A 24,808-nucleotide genomic window follows, 5' to 3' on the forward strand; every position below is an offset into this window, starting at 1 on the left:
GCGGGCTCCTCAGAAACTGAACCGTTGCAGCTTGCGCTGGATGAAGTAGAAGTAGACGCCGACGCCGGAGAGGATGATCAGGAACATCGTCGTCGCCACCGCCGCGCCCATCGTCGGGCTGCCGATCTGGCTCTGGTAGCCGAAGAAGGTGCGGTAGAAGAAGGTGCCCAAGAGGTCGGTACTGTAGTTCGGCCCGGCGATCGCGCCCTTGACCGCGTAGATCAGGTCGAACGCGTTGAAATTGCCGACGAAGGTCAGGATGGTGACGAGGCCCAGGGTCGGGAGGATCAGCGGCAGGCGGATCGTCCAGAAGATGTGCCACGAGCTGGCGCCTTCGATACGCGCGGCTTCGATGATTTCATCCGGAATCGCGATCAGCGATGCGTAGATCAGCATCATCGGCACGCCGACGAACTGCCACACCGAGATCAGCGACAGCGTGATCAGCGCGGTGGCTTCGTCGCCGAGCCAAGGGTGGAAGTAGTCGGCCAGGCCGACGAAGCCCATCAGCTTTTCCGAAACGCCCCACAGCGGCGAGAGGATCAGTTGCCAGATGAAGCCGATGATCACCACCGACAGCAGCGTCGGCAGGAAGATCAGCGTCTGGTAACCCTTGGCGCCGCGCACGCCGTGCATCGACAGCAGCGCGGCGAGCAGCAGCGCGATCGGGTTCTGCACGAACATCACGATCAGGAAGAACTTGATGTTGTTGTTCATCGCGTTCCAGAACGACGCCGACCAGTCCGGATCGGTGAGGAGCTTGATGTAGTTGGCCAGGCCGACGAAGCTCTGGTGGCCCGAGTCGTGCGTGGTGAAGAACCCCAGCCTGAGCGTGTCGAGCAGCGGCAGCGCGCTGAACGCGGTGTAGATCAGGAAGGCCGGGGCGAGAAAGACGGCGATGTGCCAGGGAAAGGCGCGTTTCATGGCCTTACTCCGAGAAAACAGGCAAAAAAATGGCCGGCGGCAAGGTCATGGCTAGACCCTGGGCCGGCCCAACAGCTACACAGTCGATTGCAGAGGAAGACTCCGAACCTGTTCCATCAGGCGTCTGCGCCTGCGCATTTCGTTCCCGTCCGGTGCTCGGGTCCTCATGGACTTCATGTCCATTCCGGGCCCTGCGCTTCGGGCGGCCACGAACTGCTTTGGCTCGATCGCCTGCTGAACTCAGGTTCTTACTTCTGTTGCGGCTTGTACCACTTGGCGAAACCGGTCTGGATGCGGGTTGCCGCGTCCTTCGGCGTCATCTTGCCGTTCAGGACCTGGCTGTTGACGTTCCACAGCTCGTTTTCCATGTTCGGCTCGCCGCGGTTCATGATCTGGGCGTTCAGGCGGATCGTCGACGCGCAGCTCTTGCGCCAGTCGAGCATCTGCTTGGCAACCGGGTCCTTCACCGAGATCAGGTGGTTCGACAGCGAGTAGAAGCCGGTGACCTTGTTGGTGTACAGGTCGGCGAATTCCTGCGAACCCAGCCAGGTCAGGAACTTGTACGCGTCGTCCTTGTTCTTGGACTTCGGGTTCACGCCCATGCCGATGTCCGGATGGTCCGAGATGTAGCACTTGTCGCCGGCCTTGGGCACCGGCGGCGGGAACGCGCCGTACTCGAACTTGGCGTTCTGGTTGTAGTACGAGATGTCCCACGAGCCGACGGCGACGACGGCGGCCTTGCCGGCGGCGAACAGGTTCTGCGTGTCGGCATAGGTCTGCGCCGAGTAACCCTTGGCCAGATACGGACCCCACTTGCTCATTTCGTCCCAGGCGGCGACGAACTGCGGGTCGGTGAACCTGGCCTTGCCGGCGATCAGCGCCTTGCGGCCTTCCTCGCCCTTCCAGTACGGCGCACCGATCGAGGTGAACACGATCTGGTTGGCTTCCCACTGGTCGGCGGTACCCAGCGCCATCGGCACCTTGCCGGCCTTCTTGGCGGCTTCGAGCACCTTGTGGAACTCGGCCACGGTCTTCGGCGGCTGGGCGCCGATTTCGGCGAAAATCTTCTTGTTGTAGAGGAAGCCGTGCATCACCGCGCCCATCGGCATGCAGAACGCGTTCTTGCCGTCGTCGGACTGCCACGCCACCTTGGCCGAATCCGGGAAGTTCTGCATCCCCTGCTTGCCGTTCAGGTTTTCGAGGTAGCCCTTCTTGAAGAGGTCGAGCGACTTGTCGAACGGGCGGCAGGTGATCAGGTCGCCGGCGGTGCCGCCGGTCAGGCGGGTCTGCAGGCTCGAGTCGTACTCGGTCGGCGCGGTCGGTGCGAACTTCACCTTCACGTCCGGATGCTTCTTGTTGAACGCCGGGATCAGCACGTCTTCCCACAGTGCCTTGTCGTCGGTACGCCACGATTCGATGGTCAGGTTGCCGGCTTGTGCAGCGCCGGCGGCGAGCAGCGCGGCACAGAGTGCCGTGCGGGTGAAGCGGTTGCCTTGCATGTATCGACCTCCTCAGGTCTGGGGTGGTGCCCGTATCTGTAGTCAGGGCCGGTTTCTACCGACCGTGGCCGCACAGTAGCATCGGCGTTTTTGTGACAACCAGTAGTGCGCATACGGCGACTACGAATTGATGCAAGTCAATGAATTTTAACGATTTTCATGATTGTTGCTCCGGCTGGGTCGTTACGTTTCTTTACGTTGCTCGTGCGCCGATGCGGCCGGAGGGCCGAATTCGCGGATCATGAACGCCGTTTGCCCGCCGCAGCGGTGCTAACGCAAGTTCAACAAACGCAAGCTTTCTTTACAAAATGCCGGCCAGCCTTACTGATAAGCTGCGGCGAAACCCCCGACCGGCCATGCCCTTGATCCCGATCCGCCACCTCTGCTGCGTCTGTGCCGTGCTGTGTGCGGCGGCACTCGCGCGCGCCGACGACAGCTTCGACGTGCTGCACTGGTGGACGTCGGTGAGCGAGCGCCGTGCCGTCGACGCGCTGGCCGAACGCGCGGCCGGCGAGGGCGTGGCGTGGCGCAATGCGGCGATTGCCGGCGGTGCCGGCATCGGCGCGATGAAGGTGCTCAAGGCCCGCGTGCTCGCCGGGCGGGCGCCCGACGCGGCGCAGCTGATCGGCCCGGCGATCACCGAATGGGCCGATCTGGGCCTGCTGCTCGAGCTCGACGACGTCGCCGCTGCCGGCAACTGGAACACCCGGCTGTTCCCGACGATCTGGACGCTGGTCCGGCAGCGGGGCCATGTGGTCGCCGCACCGCTCGGCATCCACCGGATCAACGTGCTGTTCTACAACCGCAAGGTATTCGCCGACGCCGGCCTGTCGCCGCCGAAGACCTGGGCCGAATTCGACCGTGCCGCCGCCGTCCTCGCCCGTCGCGGCGTGGCGCCGCTGGCGCTCTCCAGCCAGCCCTGGCAGGTGGCGACGCTGTTCGAGACGCTGGCGCTGTCCGAAGGCGGGCCGGCGTTTTATCGTTCGCTGTATGCGCGGCGCAACGCCAACCTGTGGTTCGACCTCAGGGTGACCCGGGCGCTGGGCCGGCTGCGCGAGATGCGCCGCCATGCGCCGCAGGGCGAGCCGGCGTGGGACACGCTGGCCCGGTCGCTGGCGCGCGGCGACGCGGCGATGTTCATCATGGGCGACTGGGTCAAGGGCGAGCTCTTGGCACTGGGCAAGAGCGTCGATGCCGACTTCGGCTGCGTTGCGGTGCCGGGCACCGAGCACATGCACCTGTACAGCGTCGACAGCTTCGTGATGTTTGCCGGCGACTACGGCGCGCAGCCGGTGCAGGAAAAGCTGGCGCGGATGATGATGAGCCCGTCGGTGCAGGGCGCGTACAACCGGATCAAGGGCTCGGTGCCGGTGCGGCGCGACGCCGATACGAGCGGCATGGACGCCTGCGCCACGGCGTCGTGGCGCACCTTCGCCCGCGGCGCCGGCGTGCAGGCGCCGAGCATGGTGCACCGGATGGCGACCGACGAGACGCTCAAGGATGCGATCATCGCCCAGCTGCACCGCTTCTATACCGACGAGCAGGTGCCGGTGAGCGAGGCGCAGCGCCGCATCGCCGGACTGGTGCGCACGCTGGCGGCGCAAGGAGGAGAAGACAAATGACCCGCAAGATCCTGCTCGTCGACGACGACCAGAAAATCCGCACGCTGCTCAAGACCTACCTCGAGAAGAACCAGTACGAGGTGCTGCTGGCGCACGACGGCGCGAGCTTTCTCGCCGAGTTCGAGCGCAGCCGCGCCGAGCTGTCGCTGGTGATCCTCGACGTGATGCTGCCCGATACCGACGGTTTCGCGCTGTGCGCGCGCGTGCGCAAGAGCTCGGCGGTGCCGATCATCATGCTCACCGCCAGTGCCGACGACACCGACAAGATCGTCGGCCTCGAACTCGGCGCCGACGACTACATCGGCAAGCCGTACAACCCACGCGAGCTACTGGCGCGGATCAAGGCGATCCACCGCCGGATGGGCGAGGCGACGCCGAGTGCCCCGCGGGCGCTGCGCTTTGCCGGCTTCACGCTCGACACGCTCGAGCGCACGCTGACCGGCCCCGATGGCGAGACGGTGAAGCTGACCGGGCTCGATTTCCAGCTGCTCAAGCTGCTGGTCGAGCGCCCCGGCGAAATCCTCGACCGCAACTGGCTGGCCGAAGCGACGCGCGGCCGTGACCTCGGCCCGCTCGACCGCTCGCTCGACGTGCAGATCAGCCGGTTGCGCCAGCGCCTCGGCGACCGCGACGCGCAGCTGATCAAGACCGTGCGCGGCAGTGGCTACGTGTTCTCGGCGCCGGTGACGGCGGACTGATGGGCCGCTTTAAGCGCTGGGTCGAGCGGCTGCTGCCGGGCTCGCTGACGGCGCGGCTGTCGCTGGTGATGGTGCTCGGCGTGCTCGGCGCCCAGGCGCTGGGCAACTGGATCTGGGCCAACCAGCTCAAGACCCGCGCCAGCGACGAGGCGCGCAGTGCCGCGCAGTACATCGCCTACGGCGCGGCAAGCGCGATCCGCTTTTTCCAGAGCCTGCCGACCAACTACCGGCCGATCCTGATCGAGCAGCTGCGCGAGATGGGCGGGACGCGCTTCTTCGTCGCCTTCAACCGCGAGGCCGTCGCGATCCGGCCGATCGCGCCGTCGCCGCTGGCCGATGCGGTCACCACGACGGTCAGCACCGAGATCGCGCGCGCGGTGCCGCGCGTGGCCGACATCCGCGTCGGCTTCGCCTGGCCCGACGGGCTGCCGGTCTCCGACGACGGCGCCACGCTCGAGGACCTGCCCGACAACTGGGTCCAGCATTCGCTGATCGTCAAGCCGCGCCCGGCGCCCATCCTCGTGATCCAGGCCGAGATCGAGCAGGGGGGCTGGCTCTATCTGGCGACGCTGATGCCGGACCCGTACTTCCTCGACAAGGCCGACCCGCTCTCAAAAGACCGGCTGGCGCTGCAGCTGGCGACACTGGCCGCGGTGCTGCTGCTCTCCTTGTGGGTGGTGCGCTGGCTGACGCGGCCGCTCAAGCAGCTCGCCGACGCGGCCGAGGTCTTCGGCCAGGGTGGCGAGCCGCAACTGCCCGAAACCGGCAGCCTCGAATACCGCAAGACCGCCAAGGCCTTCATCGCGATGCGCGAGCGCATCCAGCGTTACCTGATCGATCGCGAGCGGCTGTTCGCGGCAATCTCGCACGACCTGAAAACGCCGATCACCCGGCTCAAGCTGCGCACCGAGATGCTCGACGACGACACGACCCGCGCCGAGTTCCACGAGGACCTCGACGAGCTCGACATGATGGTCAAGGGTGCATTGCAGAGCGTCAAGGATTCGGACATCCACGAGAACCGCACCGCGATCCGGCTCGACAGCCTGCTCGAGAAGATCGCCGCCGACGCGCAGCTTTCGGGCCGCAGCGTTGCGCTGGCCGCGACCGAGACCACGGTCGTTGCCAAGCCGCTGGCGCTCAAGCGTGCCATCGTCAACCTCGTCGACAATGCGCTGTTCTACGGCGAACGTGCCGAGATCGTGCTCGCAAGGCTCGACGGCCAGGTCGAGCTGACGATCCGCGACCACGGCCCCGGCGTGCCCGGGGAGATGCTGGGCCGGCTGTTCCAGCCCTATGTGCGGCTCGAACACGGCAGGCAGAGCAACCAGGCCGGCTCCGGCCTCGGCCTCGGCATCGCCCGCGACATCGTCCAGGCGCACGGCGGCGAACTCAGGCTGGCGAACCACCCCGAAGGCGGGCTGGTCGCGACCATCGTGCTGCCGGCCGGTCTGGCGAAACCGGGCGAAGCGAACAATCCCCCCCAATAGGCTCAAGGGAAAGATGCGCCCGGTCGGCGAGCGAGCCGGGCCGGCCTCACCCGAAGCGCAGAAACCGGAATGGACGTGGAGTCCATGAGGATTTCGAGCATCGGATGAGGTCGAGATGCGAAGGCGCAGCCGCCGAACCGATCAGCGCAGTTGCAGGCTGACGTCGCCGCCGACGGGATTCACGCTCAGCCGGTAGTGGCTGGCGTCGAGCCGGGTCAGCGCAACGGCATTGCCGCCCTGCGTTGCGCCGGCGTGGGTGATGGCGCGGTCGGTGGCGATGTCGAGTGTCAGCGTCGTTGCATAGCGCTGGCATTCGGCGCCGGCGTCGAAGCGGACCGCCGCCTGGCCGTTGCCGTCGGTGACGATCGCCGGCGCGCAGTGCTGGCGCGCGAAGCGGTAGCGGATCACGTCGGACGGCGGTGCCATCCACAGCTCGCCCGAATCGACCTTGGCCTTCACGTAGTCGAGGTGGCCCTGGTAGCGCGCCAGCGGAATCGTCTCCCACGAGGCGTCGTTGACGCCGTGCGCGGTGCGCAGCGACCAGCCGCCCTGGGCGATCGCGGCGTCGACGTGCAGGTTGAGGATTTCGCTGCCCTGCGGGTACAGCGACCAGATGCCCGACTGGGTGAAGTCGTCGGCCTTGATCATGAACGGATCGGCAAAGCCGGCCGCGTTGACGCCGGCGGCCATTCCCCACTGGATATTGCCGTTCTCGTCGACGCGGTTGGCGGCACGCCCGCCGAGGTAGCCCGGCTGGCTGCGCAGGTGGGCCATCGGTGCATCGGGGCTGATGTTCGACGGCCAGGCGAAGAACGTCGGCCGGTAGCCGCCCAGATTGGCGGCGATGTCCTCCAGCGAGCCGTTGATCTGCGCCTCGCTGTTCCACGCCGCGGTGTTGGCGTTCATGTGGTTGCGGCTGTGGCTGAAGATCTCGTGGCCGCGGGCAAGGAACTGCTTGGCCGCCTGCCAGTGGTACGGTGCGCAGTTGCCGCTGATCACGCCGAATGCCGCACGCAGGCCGCGCTTGGCCAGTTCCGGATCGGCGTAGTGGATCTGGCCGTCGGTCGTGTAGCCGCACAGGTCGTCGTGGACCAGGCTGTACGCGCCCTTGGCGCCGCCAGCCCAGGTCGTGTACGCGCTCGACGTGACGCCGACCGGGTTGCAGGCGTCGCCGGCACCGGTGGCGCACGGGCCGATCGGCTTCCACAGCGAGACCGCATCGACCGGGTTCCAGCCGGCGCCGGTCCAGGCGGTGTGGGCGATCATCGTCTCGTAGCGCTGGCCCTGGTACTGCACGACATTGCCGACCGCGTAGTCGGCACCGTCGGCCCAGACGGGCAGGGCGGCGGCGCCGGCGTGACCGGCGGCCACGGCGAGGAGTGCCATCAACAGCTTGTTCATCGTCTTCTCCATCCTATTGTGTTTTGTGCGCCGGCTCGTCGGCCGGGCCGGGCCACTATGGCAGCGGCATGGCGCGGCCGGTGCCGCGGGACGGGGCGATTTCACGAATGGCGGTATAAACGTAAATTAAGCGTTTCAAATCAATGATTTGAAATGATGTTCCGCGCTGCCGCCTTCACGAACTGCATGCGCTTTCCGCGACAAACCAGTGCGGAAAGCGCGCCTTGAGCCGCGACAGCTGGCCGCGGGCGACCGGTATGCCGTGGCCGGCGACGATCAGCTCGACGCCGCCCCCGGTACGGCGGCAGCCGCTGACCGCCTGCGGCCGCACGAGGTAGGAGCGATGGACCTGGACCAGCTCGTCGAAGTAGAGACGGATCGCCCGCAGCCGCAGCGTGATGTAGACCGGCGCGGCCAGGCCGCCGGCGTGGATGCCGCTGTAACCGCGTTCGGCACGGATGTAGTGCAGCCGCTCGCGCCGGCTGGCGACTTCGTGCAGTTCGGCCAGCAGTTGCGGCTGGCGCGCCAGCTCGTGCAGCTGGCGGCGGATCAGCACGACCTGGCTGGCAAGGCTGCGGAAGTAGGCTTCGTCATCGAGCGACAGCGGCGAGCGGAAACGCAGCACCAGGCTGTAGTCGGCGAGCGTGTCGTGGCTGAAGCGCGCGCCGCAGCGGTCGGCGTCGACGCACAGCACATCGGCGCCGGCGCTTTCGTCGTCGCGGATTTCGGCGTCGGCGATGCGCGGATCGTCGCCGAGGAAGCGCACCATCGCGTCGAGCATGCATTCGAGACTGCGTTCGCCGGCGATCGCGCCGCTGAAGCGTTCGAGTTCGCGCAGCGGCGCGGCACGCTGCGTCAGCGGCAGCAGCTGGGTGCGCAGCGCGTCGCTGCGCTCGGCCAGCGTGTCGAGTGCCGCGAGGTCGAGCGCGGTCACGTCGATCGGCCGTGCGGCAAGGCGGCGTTTGCCGGCATCGACCGCGGCGATGGTTGCGTCCAGCTGTGCAGGCAGCGCGTTGATCACGCGGGCGATCTCGCCGTGGCGTGCCTGCTCGCGATGCCGCCGCCGGTGCAGGCGCCAGGCCAGCAGCAGCGCGCCGAGCAGGCCGCCGAACGTCACGCCGGCCAGCCAGGGCAGGGCGGTGCCGGCGGCCCGGCAGAGCGCCTGCCAGCGCGCCGCCCACGGATGGTGGTGGGCGTACGCCTGGGCGAGCAGGCCGTCTTGGGCGTCGCTGCCGAGTTCCCACAGGCTGATGCCGGCCAGCCCTTCGCGGTCGGCGAAGGCGAGCTTGGCCGCCAGCGCGCGCGGGCTTTCGAACGACAGCAGCAGGCCGTCGCCGGCCCGGTACAGCGTCTCCGCCTTCGCCACGTCGTCCCAGCGGCGTTCGAACTCGCCGCTGGCGATCAGCCGGCCGATCTCGCGGCCGGTAAAGGTGCCGGTCGGCCCGGTCTGTTCGTTGTCCCAGGTGCCGAGCGGCACGCCGCGGTGCGGCTGGCCCAGCCCGGCCGGCGCCACGCCCTGCCAGGCGACCCCCTGCGCCGGCAGCGCCAGCACCAGCTTGCCGGCGGGAACGCCGCCGGCCTTGAGCGCGGCGACGGCGGCGGCGATGCTCGGCTCGCCGGCCGGCGCGTACAGCGGCGACTTGTGGCCGGTGCGCGGACTCCAGCTGCCGTGAAAGTCGGTCGCGATCAGCGAGACGAAATCGACGTCGGCGAGCATCGCCGGAAACACCCAGCCGGTGCGCTGTCCGGCCAGCGGGCTGACCGTCAGCGCGATCACGCAGCGCGGCCGGCGGGCGCAGCCGTCGCGCAGTTCGCGCGTCAGCCGCTGCAGGTTGACCGCGTCGTCGGCGCGCCGGCCTGAATCGGGGTGGCCGCCGACGACCGGGAAGCGCCAGTCGATCTCGATGCCGTCGAAGCCGTAGCGGTCGAACAGCGCCAGTGCCGTCGCGACGAAACGCCGGCGCTTGGCCGGATCGGCGGCGACGGCGGACAGGTGCGTCGACCAGTTCCAGCCGCCGACCGAGATCAGCACGTTCAGTGCCGGGTTGCGCTTGTGCAACAGCGGCACCAGTGCATAGTTGCCGCGGTACAGCGCATCGCCCTGATGGATCTTGACCTGGTCGGCGAAAAAATCGCCGGGCGACACGCTGCCGTCGGCGCCGAGGCGGGCGTAGGCGTAGATCAGGTCGGTCAGCCGCTCGGCCGGGGCGTCGGCCAGGCTGGCGCCGTGGCTGTAGCTGGCCCAGAACGGGAAGTAGCCGATCAGCCGCGGGCCGGCCAGCCGCGGCCCCGCGTGGGCCAACGCGGCAGTCAGTAGGGCAAGGATCGCAAGGCACAGACGCATGGCGGACTCCGTCGGCACCGGCCGACCGGGGGGCGATTCTAGGGTGCGCTGCAGCATCCGCCGCTGCCGGCCGGCAGCCGACAACCGGCTTGCCCGCGGCGCGGTTTCGGCGTCACAATGGCGAACGATGTTTAGCAAAAAATAAATTTGAGTAAACAAGGCGGCCGGGCGCGCAGCAGGTCCGGCCCGGCCGCCACCAGCGAGGTTGCCATGGCCCATATCGTCTTCTACGACCCGTCGTTTCCCTTTTCCGGAAGCGGACCCGGCTCCCGGCCCGACAGCGGCAGCCTGGCCGCGCTCGGCGCGACGACGGCGGCCGGCGGTCTTGCCGCGGCGCTGGCGGCGGCCGGCGCCGGCGACGTGCTGCTGCACCTGCACGGTGCCCACGTGCCGCGCGCGGCGTGGCCGGCGCTGTGCGGCTTCGTCGCGCGTGGCGGTCATCTGGTGACGCTGGGCCGGCAGCCGTTCTCGCGCCCGGTCGACGCCGACGGCACGGTGGTCGAGCAGGCGGCGCTGTTCCGTGATCTCGACATCCACGAAATGCTCGCCGTCGATGCGGGCGGCGCGGTGTCGCTCGCTGCCGGCACCGAGTACCGCTGGCTCGCCGACCATCTGGCCGCGTTCTCGCCGGCGGCGTCGACCGACGGCTTCGTGTTGATGCCGACCAGGGACAAGGACCAGCCGCTCGATTCGGGCTCGGCCGGGCCGATGGATGCGCGGATCTACCCGCTGCTGAGCGCGCGCAATGCGGACGGCCATGCGATCGCCAGCCCGGTGGTGCTGATCGAACGCCTGCGCGGCCCGGCGGCCGGTTCGCGGCAGGTGTTCGCGAACATCGAGCCCGACGCGGCGTTCTGGGACAACGGCGGTGTGGCGGCGCTGCTGGCGCTGGTCGCGCATGCGGCGCTCGGCGTCACCGAGTGGTGGATCAAGCCCGACTACGCGTGCTACTACCCCGGCGAAACCGTCAGCCTGACCGTGCAGGGCGAGGCGCTCGGCGCAACGCCGTCGCGGCACTGGCAACTGGCGCTGCAGGTGTCGCTGGGCGACGAACCGGTGTTCGGCGGCCGCTTCGATCTCGATATGCACGACGGCGCTGCGTCGCTGCGCATTTCGCTGCCCGACACCGTGCGGCCGGGCCTGTACCGGATCGGCGCCGCGCTGCATCACGACGGCGGCGGCACCGTCCACCTGCAGCAGGGCTTCTGGGGGCGCGACGACGCGCTGCTGGCGCGCGGCGAACGCCTCGCCGCCGGCCGCGACTACCTGATGCGTGATGGCAAGCCCATGCCGGTGGTCGGCATGACGTACATGGCGAGCGACGTGCACCGCAAGTTCCTGCAACTGCCCAATGTCGCCGTCTGGGATGCCGACATGGCGACGCTGGCCGGCATGGGCGTCAACTACCTGCGCACCGGGGTGTGGAGCGCATGGCGGCAGCTGATGTTCGTCGACGGTCACGCCAACGAGGCCGCACTGCGCGCGATCGACGCCTTCATCCACACTGCCGCGCAGCACGATCTGGAATGCTGCTTCACCTTCTTCGCATTCACGCCCGAGGCGTGGGAAGGCAAGAACCCCTACCTCGACCCGCGTTCGCGCGCGGCGCAGAAGCGCTTCATCCGCGCCATCGTCGGCCGCCACGCCGAAACCCGCCGGGTGCACTGGGACCTGATCAACGAACCGTCGCTATTCGACCCGGCACGCATCTTCGTCGGCCCGCGCTCGCTCGGTGACGCGTTCGAAGCCGGGGCGTTCCGCCGCTACCTGCAGGCGCGCAATCCGGACCTCGCCCACTGGCAGGCCGCGTGGGACGTCAGTCCGGCAGCGTTGCCTGACTGGTCGGCGCTGCGGCCGCCGCAACCGGACGAGGTCGGCTTCAACACCACCGAAATCCTGCCGAAGCAGCATGGCATCTGGCTCGACTACGCGCTGTTCACCCAGCACGCCCATGCCGAATGGGCGGCCGATCTGGCGCAGACGATCCGTCACGCCGCACCGGGCGCGCTGGTCTGTGTCGGCCAGGACGAGGCGCTGGGCCAGCAGCGGCCGTCGCCGTTCTTCTATGCCGACGCGGTCGACTACACCACGGTGCACAGCTGGTGGCTGAACGATGCACTGGGCTGGGACAGCCTGTTCAGCAAGACGCCGAACAAGGCTAACGTGGTGCAGGAGACCGGGATCATGCACGTCGAGCGTCCGGACGGCCGCTCGCGCCGCAGCGAGGCCGAGCTCTTCGCGCTGCTCGAACGCAAGTACGCGTGGTCTTACGCCTTCGGCAACGCCGGTGCGGTGCACTGGATCTGGAACATCAACTACCACATGGACAACATCAACGAGTCGCACATCGGCGCCTGCCGTGCCGACGGCTCGATGAAGCCCGAGGCCGAAGTCACCGCCGCCTTCGGCGCGCTGTTCGGCGCCCACGGCGCGCAGCTGACCGAGCGTCAGCTGCCCGACGTCGCGGTGGTCTACCCGTTCAGCAACGACTACAGCAACCGGCGCTCGACGCTCGACGCGACGCAGGCGCTGGTGCGCAGCACGCTGTTCGAACTCGGCCTGCCGCTACGCGCCGTCGGCGATCACGACCTGTCGGACCTGTTTGCCAACCCGCCGAAGCTGATCCTGCTGCCCAGCCCGCACAACCTCAACCGCCAGACGTGGGCGGCGCTCGAATCGCTGCTGGCGCAACACGACATCACCGTGCTGCTGACCGGCCCGGCCGATCTGGACGAATACTGGCGGTCGACGGACCGCCTCGCCGGTGCGGCCACGCGCAACCTGAATCGCGAGGAAACGCTGCTGCTGGACGAGCAGCGCTGGCGCGCGAGCTTCGGCGGCGAAGCGATCGCGCGGCTCAGCCGCGGCGACGGCGATGCGCTGGTCGAACGGCCCATGGGCCGCGGCCGGCTGCTGTGGTGCCCGCTGCCGCTGGAACTGAACCAGCGCAGCGACGCGCTCGACGCGCTGTACCTGCACGCGCTATCCCGTGCCGGCGTCGCGCTGCCGTGGCGCTGGCAAGGTAGCGCGCCCGAGGGCGTTGCGCTGCACCGTCAGGCGTTTGCTGATCGGGTGCTGTGGATCGCCGTATCCGAAGCGGCGCGCGATCACCAACTGGCGTGGCACGACCTTGCGACCGGCCGCGATTACCGCAGCACGCTGGCCGCCGGCCGGGCGCAGCTCTTCATCACCGACGACGATGGCGCGGTCGTCGGCAGCCTGCGCAATCATCCGGTCGTGGTGGCATGAGCCGTCGCAGCATCAGTATCCGCGAACTCGCCGCTGCCGCCGGTGTGTCGGTCGGCACGGCGTCGCGGGCGCTCAAGCACCAGCAGGGGCTGAGCGCCGAAACGCGCGACCGGGTGCTGCAACTGGCTGCCGAGCTGGGCTACGACACAGGCCGGCTCAAGCGCGAGCCGGTTCGCCGCATCCTCGTGCTGCTGCACAGCCAGCATCCGGCCGACAGCCCGTTCTATGCCGCGCTGCTCGACGGCGCCCGCGCCCGTTGCGCGCAGGCAGGCATCGCGCTGCAGGTGCGCTCGCTCGGCTTGAGCCGGCCGGTGCGGCGGCAGGTGCTCGAATGCGAGCCCGACGCGCTGCTGTGCGTCGGCTTTTTCGAGCCCGAACTGATCCACGCGATCGCCCGGCTCGGCAAGCCGCTGGCACTGGCCGACCTGTGCGCGCCGGGGCTGGCGGCGGTGAACCCGGACAACCAGCAGGGCGCTTATGTCGCGACCCAGCATCTGCTCGCTGCCGGCCGCAAGCGCATCGCCTTCCTGTCCGGCCCGCTCGCGCATTACTCGATCCGGCTGCGCGAACGCGGTTACCGGCAGGCACTGTTCGACGCCGGCGTGCTCGCCGATCCGGGCCTTGAAGCGCTGATCGCGCCGGGGCTGGACGTCGCCACCGGCGCGGCGCAAGCGATGCGCGAGCTGCTGGCGCTGCCCATGCCGCCCGACGCGGTATTCGCCTACAACGACACGGCGGCGCTGGTCGCGCTGCAGGTCTGCCGCGACGCCGGCCTGCGCGTACCCGACGACATTGCCGTCATCGGTTTCGACGACATCGCCGCAGCCGCAGCCGCCGGGCTGACGACGCTGGCCGTCGACAAGGCCGCACTCGGCCGCGCCGGTATCGAACTCTTGCTGAACCAGGCGGGCGAGGGCAACCGGCTGCAGCCGGTGTCGCTGATCGTCCGCACGACCACCGCATCCACCCCGGAGTGACGTGATGAACCTGCCCGATTTCCGCGATCCTGCCGTCCTGCTCGACCACGTGCGCCACACCATGGCGTTCTACCACCCGCGCGCCATCGACCCGTCCGGCGGCTTCTACCATTTCTTCCGCGACGACGGCAGCGTCTACGACGCGCACACACGCCATCTGGTCAGCAGCACGCGCTTCGTCTTCAACTACGCGATGGCTTACCGGCAGTTTGGCGATCCGGCGTATCTGGATGGCGTGCGCCACGGCGTCGCCTTCCTGCGCGACGCGCACCGTGATCCGGCCACCGGCGGCTACGCCTGGCAGCTGCAGTGGCGGAGCGGTGCCAAGGCTGTCGACGACGCGACCAACCACTGCTACGGCCTCGCCTTCGTGCTGCTCGCGTACTCGCACGCGCTGATGGCCGGCGTGACCGAGGCACGCGCTTGGTTGAATGAGACGTGGGATCTGATGGAGGCGCGCTTCTGGGAGCCGCAGCACGGCCTGTACGCCGACGAGGCGAGCCCGGACTGGCAGCTCAAGCCCTATCGCGGCCAGAACGCGAACATGCACGCCTGCGAAGCGATGCTGGCCGCGTTCGAAGCCACCGGCGAAACGCGCTATCTAGACCGGGCCGAGCTGCTGGCGCACAACATCACCGAGCGGCAGGCCGCGCTGGCGCACGGGCTGATGTGGGAGCACTACGACGCCGGCTGGCAGGTCGACTGGGACTACAACCGCGACGACAAGACCAACATCTTCCGCCCCTGGGGCTACCAGCCCGGCCACCTGACCGAATGGGCCAAGCTGCTGCTGATCCTCGAACGCCACCGCCCGCAGCACTGGCTGCTGCCGCGCGCCGAAGCACTGTTCGACGCGGCGATGAACCGCGCGTGGGATGCCGAGCACGGCGGTCTGTTCTACGGCTTCGGCCCGGACAACGAAATCTGCGACAGCGACAAGTACTTCTGGGTCCAGGCCGAAAGCCTCGCCGCCGCCGCGCTGCTCGGCGCGCGCACCGGCAATGCGCGTTACTGGAACGATTATCAGCGGCTGTGGGCGTATTCGTGGGAGCACTTCGTCGACCACCGCTACGGCGGCTGGTACCGGATATTGCGTGCCGACAACGGCAAATACAGCGACGAGAAAAGCCCGGCCGGGAAGGTTGATTACCACACGATGGGGGCGTGTTACGAGGTGTTGAATTCCGTGATTAATTAGTCCGGAAAACGAAATTACGGTGGAAGGTCATGTACTTCTCGTGACCTTCCGCAAGTTGTATATGTAAATTTGAATTAATTCCCAGTTGTTCCGGTTTGGTTAGTTGCGGTGAAATTAAGATGTAGCCATTTTTGTCAAAAGTAATAAATCCGTTGTCAAAGGCTCGATCTAAATTGGGTGTCAGCAATAGACCGTTGAATACATCTAAACGTTCATCGTTGGCAGAGCTTCGCCATGGCTTGATATGAGACGCAATGAGAAAGTTTGTATCTTTCATTTTGGTTACGGCGCAGGAGCCCCAGTAGCCAATTAATTTTTGTCTAAAAATCCCCTGGCCGACCCTTGATTTGATGAGGCTCGTTTTTTCTGTTGCGGTCGTGGATGCGTCGGAAATGATCTGATCTATGTCCGATTCGACGTCATTTTCAAAGCCCGCTTCAAGATACGTTGAGTACTTATTGAGTGCACTGCTGTACATATTGTTGCCGCGCTTGTTACGCTCAATAAAAATAGGCAATGCAGAAATTTCTTCAGCTTTTTTGTCGAATGTGGATTTGTTGTTTAAGGAACAAAATGGGCCAAAAAGTATTCCGTTTTGAATGGCCCATTCGCTAATTGCTCCATTGAGTGCGCCTGAATATTTTTGAATTGAAGATTCAGATAGCCCGATTTGTGCTAACCAATCACGAAACGTCATTTCCTAGTCCTCCACTAGACGGAACGATTTTGAATTGTTCCGTTTTTACCCTTTGCGCATTGATTGTGCATTGGCGCGCCCACCGTTGTTAGCCTGATTATGCAGCACGTAAATTGGGTTGGGTGAAATGAAGCTCAATCTACTGTGCGTCCGATTCAAGCCGTTAGGTCGGAGTTCGCAAGCTCGGCCCAGGCGGAATGCGTTTTGAATTTACTCCGCAGAACCATGGATCGAGTCAATCACCGGGCAGAGAGAGCGAGTCGCGACTTCAAGGCCAAGTTCTTCAGTATTTCCGGAATATCGATGCCCTTCGAATCAAATCGATACGTCGTGCCATTGTTTACCACTACATTCAATATGTATATGTTCTTCCCCGCGTTTTTCCTGTCTTCTCGCCTCTTTAAATAAGCACTCACCAAGCCGGCAATCAACAAGGAAAACGCGCTGCCAATATAGTGATCCTCGGAGCTGGTTTCACTTTTCAGCCCGGTTGATTTCTGATCAACCCACACGGCGCTAATGTCAGCCAGATCAATCCGCATAGCCCCGATTTCAATAAATTCTTTTTTCATGATTCATCCATCTGGATTGATGGTTATGGAGAGGGTTGCTCGCTTTCCGTTTCATGAGCGAATGAAATGCTGTCTGACCGGCACCAGTCGGCTGCGTGTCGTCGGGCTGGATGAACGAAGCCCAACATGCTGCTATGCGTCGCTATGCAAGGCGAGCCGCATCAGAATCTCGTCGTGCCGTTCACCATCGACCAGCAAGGCATCCGGCTCGAGTCCATAGCGTTCGAACCCGGCCGATTCGTACAACCGAAGCGCTGCGGCATTGCCGGCGTTGACGCTCAGGTTGATCTGGCGAAGACCGTCGACCGACTTTGCCAGCGCAATCGCTTCGTGGACGAGTGCGCCGGCCAGACCGCGCTGGCGGTAGCCGGGGGCAACGTACATGCCCCAGAGGATGGCCTTGTGGCGTAGTTTGGTCATGCTTTCCCGGCCCAGCCCGGCGGTGCCGACCAGCGCGTCACCGTCGAAGGCGCCGAACAGACCCCGATCGGGGGCCGGTGCGAGCCGGGTTTCGACTTCCGAGATCGGCCGGTCCTTTTCCGCTTCGTAGCTTGAACCGAAGGCCGAGGGCGTGTCGCGCAGCGCGGCGAGCCCGAGTGCCTGATAGCGCGGCGCATCGGCGGGAGTCAGGCGGCGAATCGTCGTGGTCATGGCATGGTTCCGGGTGGGAAAGGTGAAAAGGGTTAACGGACCGGCGCCAGCCAGCCTTGCAGCGATGCCGGCAGTCGCGCGATCAACGCAGCCCGGCTCGGCTGCCAGAACGCCGACAGCATCAGCAGGGCCGAACCGATGAACAGTGCGGTGGTGGCGAAGCCGAGGCTGACGACGCCGTACTGTTCGAGCAGCGAGCTGAATGCGTACAGCACGTAGCCGAGTGCCGAGACCATCAGCGCGCGGCGGTCGATGCACAGCGACACCAGCGCGATGCCGACGTAGAGCACGACGACGGCGATCGCCTGCGGTGCGCCGACGTCGCCGTCGGTGACGCCGAGCGACAGGAAGATCGGGTGGACCAGCAGCGGCGCGGCGAGCAGGTGCAGCCAGAAGGCGACGTCGGAACGGCGGGTCTGGCGGGTGGTGTCGCTGGCGTCCCAGCGCATCGCGAAGGCGAAGACGGCAACGCCGGCAAGCAGCAGCATCGGCGTGAACCAGTGGCCGGTGTCGGGCAGTACGGTGCCGAGCAGCGACAGCACGCAGCCGACCGCAGCCGCGGCGACGCAGGCGATGGTGATCGGCACCTGAAAGCGCCGCCAGTGCAGCCACGTTGCCACGCCGGTGAGCAGGCTGGCCAGGGCGACGGCGGTGGCCGGCGCGTGGCGCATCATCCCTTCGACGGTATTGCCGGCAAGCGCCGGGACGGCGAGGTTCAATCCGGCCGAGAACACGCTGCCGGCAAACGCGAGCAGCAGCACGATCGCCGGCAGCGCCATCCGCCGCTGGCGCACGAAGTACTCGGCCAGCCCCCACGCGGTGGCCGCGGCGGCGAGCGAGCCGAGCACAGGCGCGGCGGCGCCGCCGATCCACGACACCGACACCAGCAACAGCACGCAGGCGATGACGACGAAGATGTCGTTGAAGCCGGTGATCAGCCGGAACTGTTCCTCGTCGGCCACCGGCGTCTGCCGGCGGGCGGCAACGTGGTCGCGGAAGGCGGCGACCGTTTCGTCGCTCAGGATGCCGGCCGAAACGGCATCGGCCAGATCGTCGTCGGTATACATGGGTTAAGCGTTCCGTGACAGAAAACGGTCAGCATACCCACTGCGCCGGCCGGCGTCAGTGCAGCATGCCTGCCGCCGGCGCCCGCGCGGCCATGCCGTCGGGCCGTCAGTCGAGCGTCCGTACCGTTGGCGTGCGCGCGGCGATGACGATCATCAGCACGGCCATGGTCAGGCCGAACGCCGGCATGATGATGCGGATGTCGACGTGCAGCGCCAGCAGCGCGGTCACCATTGCGTACGAGATCGGCGAGAGCCCCATCGACGCGATGGTGTTCAGGCTCATCACCCGGCCGATCTTGCTGCGCTCGGTGTACTGCTGCAGCACCGACATCATCGGCACGTTGTTGGCGACCACGCCCATGCCGAGCGCAAACTGCAGCGCGATCGCCAGCGGCACCCAGCCGGTGAACGCCTGCGCGCCGAGCACGATGCCTTCGAGCACGATCACGACGACGATGATCATCAGCCGCTTCTTCGTCGGCGGAAACAGCGTCAGCACGGTGCCGCCGACGACCATGCCGGCGGCCATCGCGCTCTGCAGGTAGGACAGCGTGCTGGCCTGGCCGTCGAGATGGTCGGTGACGACGATCGGGATGCCGAGGCCCAGCGGCCCCATGAACAGCAGGTTGGCGATCGCATAGATGATCATCAGCGAGCGCAGCGCCGGTGTCTTGAGCGCGTACTGCAGTCCTTCCTTCAGCTCGGTCAGCACATGGCGGCGCACGCCGTGCGGTATCACCGGCGCCTCGCGCACCAGCACGGTGAAGGACACGCCGGCGGCAAGCAGCGCGGCGGTCAGCGTGAACACCCATTCGTAGCTGAGCGTGGCCAGCAGGACGCCGCCGAGCACCGGGCCGAAGACGAGGCCGATCTGGTTGGTGGTGAGCATGATCGAGTTGGCGCGCATCAGGTCGCGCTCGGCGACGATGCCTGGCAGCAGCGCATCGCGCGCCGGCCAGAAGAACGCGTCGAGCGCGCCGTAGGCGAAGGCGAACAGCGTCATCGCCCAGATGTCGAGCATGCCCAGGTGCAGCAGGACGACCAGCGACAGCACGGCGATCACGCGCAGGCCGAGCGAGTACGAGATGATCCGGCTGCGGCGCATCCGGTCGGCGACGACGCCGCCGATCGCCATCAGCGCGATCCGCGGTACCGAGCCGGCGATCATCACCAGCCCGAGCTGCTCCTTGGCGCCGAGCGTTTTGACCACGTACCAGGTCTCGGCGAGCATCGCCACGGCGAGCGCGAGGTTGCCGAGGATGCTGGCCAGCCAGACGAAGAGGAAGTTGCGGTTGCGCAGCAGCGGCGGAGCGTCGGTCATGGAAAAGGGAAAGCGGGCGTTTCAAAGCGCGGATTCTAAACCTGACCGGCCCGGCGCAATGGTCCGCCCGTGCCGTGCGACAAGGTCGGCAAAGTGCCCGCCGGCCGCGGCGTCGCCGCCCTTGCGCGATGGTCCGCGATCCGGCCGCCGCCGTCCCTCGGCCCGCGCCGGCCGCGCGCCGGCTTTTTTTTGCGCTGCGGATTTCCGCCATCCGAGATTGATTGCGGCCATGACGGCCGGATAACAACGAGGAGACGAAATGAAACCGCAATCGCTAGTGTCGCCGGCGTTACTGGCCTTGATGCTCGGCGCACCGCCGGCGCTGGCGTGTTCGCCACCGCCCCCCGGCCAGACGACGCCGGTGCCGCTCGCTGCGCCGGCACCGGCACCGGTCCAGGCCAACTGGTATCCGGATGTCGCCTACCAGGCCGGCGCGCGTGTCAGCTATCAGTGGAAGGTCTACGTCGCCAACTGGTGGACCCAGAACGATCCGCCCGGCGGGACCAGCGGCGCATGGCGGCTCGAGAACCGCGGGCTCGAATGGTCGGCCAGCAACGTCTACCAGCAGGGCGACGAAGTGGTGCATGCCGGCCACCGCTACCGCGCCAAGTGGTGGACGCAGAACGAGGTGCCGGGCGGCAGCGAATGGGGCGCGTGGGAGAAGACCGGTTCGGTGACGCCGGTCCCGGCACCGACACCGTATCCGTCGATCCCCGGCGATTGCCAGCTCACACCGACGCCGGCGCCCGTGCCGACCAATCTGGCGGTGCTGGAGGCGCCGGTCGTCAGCGGCGACAGCGTCAGCTTCAACTGGCAGTCGACCAACTGGCAGACCCCGCAGGACTGGCACGTCTACGACGACGGTTACGCGATCGCCGGCGGCAATCCCGAGTGGCTGGCGGTGCACCAGCCGCCGTTCTATCGCCACGCCAACACCTTCCGCGGCCTGTGGACCGGCAAGCACCGTTTCCGCGTCGAACTGTGCAGCATCACGCCGCTCAACACCGGCGACTGCCGGCTGAGCGAGCCGGTCGAGGTCGAGATCGCCGGCGGGATCGACGAGCAACTGAAAGCGCAGGGCGACTTCATGGCCATTCCCGGCCAGCGGCCGATCATCGACCTGCTGTTCGACGACCAGAAGCGGCCGACGTCCGTCTACCTGCAGCAGCGGGTCGACCACCCGGATGCATGGATGAAGCGGGTGACCGTGACGATCAACGGCCAGCCGTATTTCGATGGCGAAGTGTTCGATGCTTCCGCGGAGATGGAGCCGTGCGACTGGGGCAATCCGAGCAACCAGTGCGTCGTCGTCCACCGGATCCTGCGCGTCCGGCACGATCTCGACGGCAAGCGCTACGGCGCGGTCATCCTGCCGCCGCTGCCCGACGGCAACAACAGCATCGACGTGAAGATCACCTACGCCGACGGTCGCGTCTATCCGGCGCCGATGCGCGTCTCTCTGCCGCTGGTCACGCAGTAGGAGCGGCTCGGTTATGATCGACGCCGGTCCGACGCCTTGAACGGGCGCCCGGACCGGCGTTTTTCATCGGACCGCTCCCGCGGTCGCCGAGCAAGGATGGGGCATGAAGAAATGGATCATCGCGGCACTGTGCTGCGCGAGCGTCACGGCGCAGGCCGCCGAAAGCGTCATCGAAGCAGCGCTGGCCAAGCAGGATTACGCCTTGGCGTTCGCGTCGGCCAGCGCCGACGTCAAGGACGGCAGCGCAAGCGACTGGACGCGGCTGCAACTGGCGCAGCTCTACCAGCGCGGCCTCGGTACGCAGGCCGACAGCAACGCGGCCATCCGGCTGCTGACGCCGCTGGCCGAAAAGGACAATGTCGATGCGCAGCTGCTGCTGTCGGCGACGCTCGCGGCGCGGGTGACCGCCGGGCTGGTGCAGCCCGACGGCAAGCTGGACCCGGAGCGCTACAAGGCGCTGGCGGCGCGGCCGATGTCGGCGCGCAGCGATGACCGTCGCGCGGCCGAATGGCTGTGGCGCGCGGCCGAGGCCGGCCAGCCCGAAGCGGTGCAGGCGGTGGCGCAGGAGCTCGCCGGCAGCGTCAACGGCGTGCCGCGCGAGGAAGTGGCGATGTGGTTCGAAAAGGCCGACAAGAAGGACTGGCTGGTGCCGCTCAAGGCCACCGACTCGCTGACCTCGCTCAAGCTGCGCCGCGACGTGATCCGCGATGCAACGCTGGGCCAGCAGCTCGAAGCGGCGGCGCGCAAGGCCAAGTGCATCGACGAGAACCTGGCGCTCAAGGACGTGCGCATTGCCGCGCCGCTCGCCGGCGCGCAGTACCTGACGCTCGGATTCAAGCCGCCGGTGCGCTACAAGCTGATCACCGGCCACTGGCAGGAGACATGGCAGTTCGCCGCCTGCGGCAAGACCTTCCCGGTCGATATCGCCTTCACCGCCGACGGCATGGGCGGTGCGCGCTACGAGGTGATGCCGGCAAGGGCGCAGTAGCTGGTCTGCTCCGGTCGCGGCGTGGCCGCGGCAAGGCATTGATCAGACGGGGATTTTCTCGCGGAGAAACCGGTCGTAAACCCAACGACTGGTTTCAGTGCTTTCCCGAATGGGCGTATCCCGAATGCCGAATATCCCGATTGGGAGCGCGGCGGACGGAAGGCTAAAGTGCGTGTGATGCAATGCAACACGGCGCCAGCCGCCGCCACCGGAGAGACCCCATGCCCCTCGTCGCATTACGCCCCCTGCTCGATCACGCCGCCGAAAACGGTTACGGCGTCCCGGCGTTCAACGTCAACAACCTCGAACAGGTGCAGGCGATCCTGCAGGCCGCCGCCGCGACCGACAGCCCGGTGATCCTGCAGGCGAGCGCCGGTGCCCGCAAGTACGCCGGCGAGACCTTCCTCAAGCAACTGATCGAGGGCGCCGTCGCCAGCTACCCGAATCTGCCGATCGTGATGCACCAGGACCACGGCGTCAGCCCGGCCGTGTGCATGACCGCGATCAAGCTCGGTTTCTCGAGCGTGATGATGGATGGCTCGCTGATGGCCGACGGCAAGACCCCGGCCGACTACGACTACAACGTCGGCGTCACCCGCCAGGTCGTCGAAATGGCCCACGCCTGCGGCGTCTCGGTCGAAGGCGAGCTCGGTTGCCTGGGCCGCCTCGACACCGGCATGGGCGAAGCCGAGGACGGCGTCGGCGCCGACCGCAAGCTCTCGCACGACGAATTGCTGACCGACCCGAAGCAGGCGCGCGACTTCGTCGCCGCGACCGGCGTCGACGCACTGGCGATCGCCATCGGCACCAGCCACGGCGCGTACAAGTTCTCCAGGCCGCCGACCGGCGACGTGCTGGCGATCGACCGCGTCCGCGCGATCCATATCGCGATTCCGAACACTCATCTGGTGATGCACGGCAGCTCGAGCGTGCCGCAGGAGCTGCTCGCCGAAGTGCGCGAGTTCGGCGGCGAGCTGAAGCCGACCTGGGGCGTGCCGGTCGAGGAAATCCAGAAAGCGATCTATTTCGGCGTCCGCAAGATCAATATCGACACCGACCTGCGGCTGGCGATGACCGGCGCGATCCGCAAGCACTTCGCGTTGAATCCGGCCGATTTCGACCCGCGCGCCTACCTCAAGCCGGCAATCGCCGCAATGCGCAAGGTTTGCGAAGACCGCTACGTCGCCTTCGGCGCGGCCGGCCAGGCGTCGCGATTTCTGCAAAAGCACAACGTGATCCAGCTGGCCGCCTGACCGTCGCCGGATAGCGCAGCGCGGGTGCAAGCCCGCGCCGGCGCGGCGGCCATTCGCCGCTTGCGGACTGCGTGTCCTTACGTGCTGTGCGATAATCGACAGCATGAGCCTCGACCTGTCCCGCCATTTCCTCATCGCGATGCCCTCGCTGGCAGACCCGATCTTTGCCCGGACGCTGACCTACGTCTGCGACCACAACGACAAGGGCGCGATGGGCGTGATCGTCAACCGCCCGGTCGGCATGTCGCTGACGACGCTGTTCGAGCAGATCGAGGTCGAGCTGCACCGCCCGGATGTCGCCGAACTGCCGGTGTGCTTCGGCGGCCCGGTGCAGACCGACCGCGGCTTCGTGCTGCACACGCCGCTCGGCGAGTGGCAGTCGACGCTGTCGGTGTCGGACGAGATCGGCCTGACGACCTCGAAGGACATCCTGCTCGCCGTCGGCGAAGGCGGCGGCCCGGAAAAAATGTTCGTCACGCTCGGCTATGCCGGCTGGGAAGCCGGCCAGCTCGAGGCCGAGATGGCGCAGAACAGCTGGATTTCGGTCGAAGCCGATCCGGAAATCATCTTCGGCCTGCCGGCCGAGGAGCGCTACGACGCTGCGCTGAAACTGCTGGGCATCGATGTGGCGATGCTGTCAGACGAAGCCGGGCACGCATGAAAATTCGCCGATCCGACTACTGCGCGGACGAATGGCCCGCGTCGTGCGCTGCTCGCAATCCTCATGGGCCATATGCCCATTCCGGTTGCTGCGCTGCTGCGCCTTGCCCTTCGCCCGCTCGCTACGTCGGCTCGACGAATTTTGAGTCCGACCGGCCCGTCCGGATGAGCCCAAAAGCATGAGCACGATTCTGGCTTTCGATTTCGGCGAGGCGCGTATCGGCGTCGCCATGGGCAGTACCGAGCTCGGTATCGCTCATCCGCTCGAAACCATCGCCACGGTCGAAACCGACAAGCGCTTTGCCCGCATCGAAGCACTGATTGCCCAGTGGCAGCCCAGCCTGTTCGTCGTCGGCCTGCCGCTCGGCCTCGACGGCGAGGAGCAACTGGCGAGCCGGCTGGCGCGCAAGTTCGCCAACCGGCTGACCGGGCGCTTCGGCGTGCCGGTTACGCTGGTCGACGAACGCTACACGTCGAAGTCGGCGTCGATGGCGCTCGACGACACCGGCCTGCGCGGCCGCCGGCAGAAGCCGATGCTCGACCAGGTCGCGGCCATGCAGATCCTGCAGGCCCATTTCGATCAAGCGGCCGAACAGGGCGGGGCGCGGTAGCGGTGCGCCCGCACGGCACCATCGCCCATCTTCCTGTCCTGCCGGGCCAGCCGGCCCGGATTTTTCCCGCATTCCTCCCGCAGCGCGCCGTCCGGCCGCCGCAGCG

General features: G+C 66.9%; 20 protein-coding genes. 11 read left to right on the forward strand and 9 right to left on the reverse strand.

Annotated elements, in window-relative coordinates:
- Positions 1–9 precede the first annotated feature (9 nt).
- Positions 10–924 (reverse strand): carbohydrate ABC transporter permease, encoded by a 915-nt coding sequence (locus tag BJP62_RS13690; RefSeq protein ID WP_070530430.1) that lies wholly within the window; start codon positions 922–924, stop codon positions 10–12.
- A gap of 248 nt (positions 925–1,172) precedes the next feature.
- Positions 1,173–2,423 (reverse strand): ABC transporter substrate-binding protein, encoded by a 1,251-nt coding sequence (locus tag BJP62_RS13695; RefSeq protein ID WP_070530432.1) that lies wholly within the window; start codon positions 2,421–2,423, stop codon positions 1,173–1,175.
- Positions 2,424–2,779: 356 nt separating this feature from the next.
- Here BJP62_RS13695 and BJP62_RS13700 point away from each other — a divergent pair, with 356 nt between their 5' ends.
- Genes BJP62_RS13700 through BJP62_RS13710 form a run of 3 tightly spaced genes read left to right on the forward strand, consistent with a single transcriptional unit; the run spans position 2,780 to position 6,233 of the window.
- Entirely contained in the window at positions 2,780–4,045 is a 1,266-nt protein-coding gene (locus tag BJP62_RS13700) for an ABC transporter substrate-binding protein (RefSeq protein WP_083300922.1), read from the forward strand.
- Entirely contained in the window at positions 4,042–4,743 is a 702-nt protein-coding gene (locus BJP62_RS13705) for a response regulator (protein WP_070530433.1), read from the forward strand. The genes BJP62_RS13700 and BJP62_RS13705 overlap by 4 nt, the downstream gene beginning before the upstream one ends.
- A complete protein-coding gene (locus BJP62_RS13710; protein ID WP_070530435.1) occupies positions 4,743–6,233 on the forward strand; it encodes an ATP-binding protein in 1,491 nt (496 codons plus the stop codon). Before BJP62_RS13705 ends, BJP62_RS13710 begins: the two co-directional genes overlap by 1 nt.
- A 141-nt stretch (positions 6,234–6,374) precedes the next feature.
- Here BJP62_RS13710 and BJP62_RS13715 read toward each other — a convergent pair whose 3' ends face one another.
- Both BJP62_RS13715 and BJP62_RS18725 read right to left on the reverse strand, forming a co-directional pair.
- On the reverse strand, positions 6,375–7,634 hold the full coding sequence (locus tag BJP62_RS13715) for a carbohydrate-binding protein (protein ID WP_070530437.1): 1,260 nt from the start codon (positions 7,632–7,634) through the stop codon (positions 6,375–6,377).
- A 175-nt stretch (positions 7,635–7,809) separates the two neighbouring features.
- Positions 7,810–9,978: a glycosyl hydrolase family 18 protein gene (locus BJP62_RS18725; RefSeq protein WP_070530439.1), complete on the reverse strand. Its 2,169-nt coding sequence runs from the start codon at positions 9,976–9,978 to the stop codon at positions 7,810–7,812.
- A gap of 210 nt (positions 9,979–10,188) precedes the next feature.
- Between BJP62_RS18725 and BJP62_RS18730 the strand changes: the two genes are divergently transcribed.
- The 3 genes from BJP62_RS18730 to BJP62_RS13735 are packed head-to-tail and all read left to right on the forward strand — an operon-like array spanning position 10,189 to position 15,402.
- Positions 10,189–13,227, forward strand: a complete 3,039-nt coding sequence (locus BJP62_RS18730; protein WP_070530440.1) for a hypothetical protein — start codon at positions 10,189–10,191, stop codon at positions 13,225–13,227.
- Entirely contained in the window at positions 13,224–14,204 is a 981-nt protein-coding gene (locus BJP62_RS13730) for a LacI family DNA-binding transcriptional regulator (RefSeq protein WP_070530442.1), read from the forward strand. The genes BJP62_RS18730 and BJP62_RS13730 overlap by 4 nt, the downstream gene beginning before the upstream one ends.
- 4 nt (positions 14,205–14,208) lie before the next feature.
- The gene (locus BJP62_RS13735; RefSeq protein WP_070530444.1) at positions 14,209–15,402 is read left to right on the forward strand and encodes an AGE family epimerase/isomerase; all 1,194 of its coding nucleotides are present in this window, start codon (positions 14,209–14,211) and stop codon (positions 15,400–15,402) included.
- Here the strand turns inward: BJP62_RS13735 and BJP62_RS18120 are convergent.
- From BJP62_RS18120 to BJP62_RS13755, 5 genes are all read right to left on the reverse strand, one after another.
- A complete protein-coding gene (locus tag BJP62_RS18120; RefSeq protein ID WP_083300925.1) occupies positions 15,395–16,099 on the reverse strand; it encodes an HNH endonuclease in 705 nt (234 codons plus the stop codon). The genes BJP62_RS13735 and BJP62_RS18120 overlap by 8 nt on opposite strands.
- 239 nt (positions 16,100–16,338) lie before the next feature.
- The gene (locus BJP62_RS13740; RefSeq protein ID WP_070530446.1) at positions 16,339–16,671 is read right to left on the reverse strand and encodes a hypothetical protein; all 333 of its coding nucleotides are present in this window, start codon (positions 16,669–16,671) and stop codon (positions 16,339–16,341) included.
- A gap of 132 nt (positions 16,672–16,803) precedes the next feature.
- Positions 16,804–17,322 (reverse strand): GNAT family N-acetyltransferase, encoded by a 519-nt coding sequence (locus tag BJP62_RS13745; protein ID WP_070530448.1) that lies wholly within the window; start codon positions 17,320–17,322, stop codon positions 16,804–16,806.
- A gap of 32 nt (positions 17,323–17,354) precedes the next feature.
- On the reverse strand, positions 17,355–18,389 hold the full coding sequence (locus BJP62_RS13750; RefSeq protein ID WP_070530450.1) for a hypothetical protein: 1,035 nt from the start codon (positions 18,387–18,389) through the stop codon (positions 17,355–17,357).
- Between the two features lie 106 nt (positions 18,390–18,495).
- Positions 18,496–19,710 (reverse strand): MFS transporter, encoded by a 1,215-nt coding sequence (locus BJP62_RS13755; protein ID WP_070530452.1) that lies wholly within the window; start codon positions 19,708–19,710, stop codon positions 18,496–18,498.
- 259 nt (positions 19,711–19,969) lie between these two features.
- On the opposite strand from BJP62_RS13755, the gene BJP62_RS13760 reads away from it, so the two are divergent.
- From BJP62_RS13760 to ruvX, 5 genes are all read left to right on the forward strand, one after another.
- On the forward strand, positions 19,970–21,190 hold the full coding sequence (locus tag BJP62_RS13760; RefSeq protein WP_070530453.1) for a carbohydrate-binding protein: 1,221 nt from the start codon (positions 19,970–19,972) through the stop codon (positions 21,188–21,190).
- A gap of 103 nt (positions 21,191–21,293) precedes the next feature.
- Positions 21,294–22,178 carry a hypothetical protein gene (locus tag BJP62_RS13765; RefSeq protein ID WP_070530454.1) on the forward strand — a complete coding sequence of 295 codons (885 nt, stop codon included), beginning with the start codon at positions 21,294–21,296 and terminating at the stop codon, positions 22,176–22,178.
- Positions 22,179–22,399: 221 nt separating this feature from the next.
- Positions 22,400–23,431 (forward strand): class II fructose-bisphosphate aldolase, encoded by a 1,032-nt coding sequence (fba, locus tag BJP62_RS13770; RefSeq protein WP_070530456.1) that lies wholly within the window; start codon positions 22,400–22,402, stop codon positions 23,429–23,431.
- A gap of 103 nt (positions 23,432–23,534) precedes the next feature.
- Positions 23,535–24,092 (forward strand): YqgE/AlgH family protein, encoded by a 558-nt coding sequence (locus tag BJP62_RS13775; RefSeq protein WP_083300926.1) that lies wholly within the window; start codon positions 23,535–23,537, stop codon positions 24,090–24,092.
- Between the two features lie 178 nt (positions 24,093–24,270).
- Positions 24,271–24,702 (forward strand): Holliday junction resolvase RuvX, encoded by a 432-nt coding sequence (ruvX, locus tag BJP62_RS13780; protein WP_070530459.1) that lies wholly within the window; start codon positions 24,271–24,273, stop codon positions 24,700–24,702.
- The last annotated feature ends 106 nt before the right edge of the window (positions 24,703–24,808 follow it).

The organism is Jeongeupia sp. USM3, assembly GCF_001808185.1.
Classification (GTDB): domain Bacteria; phylum Pseudomonadota; class Gammaproteobacteria; order Burkholderiales; family Chitinibacteraceae; genus Jeongeupia.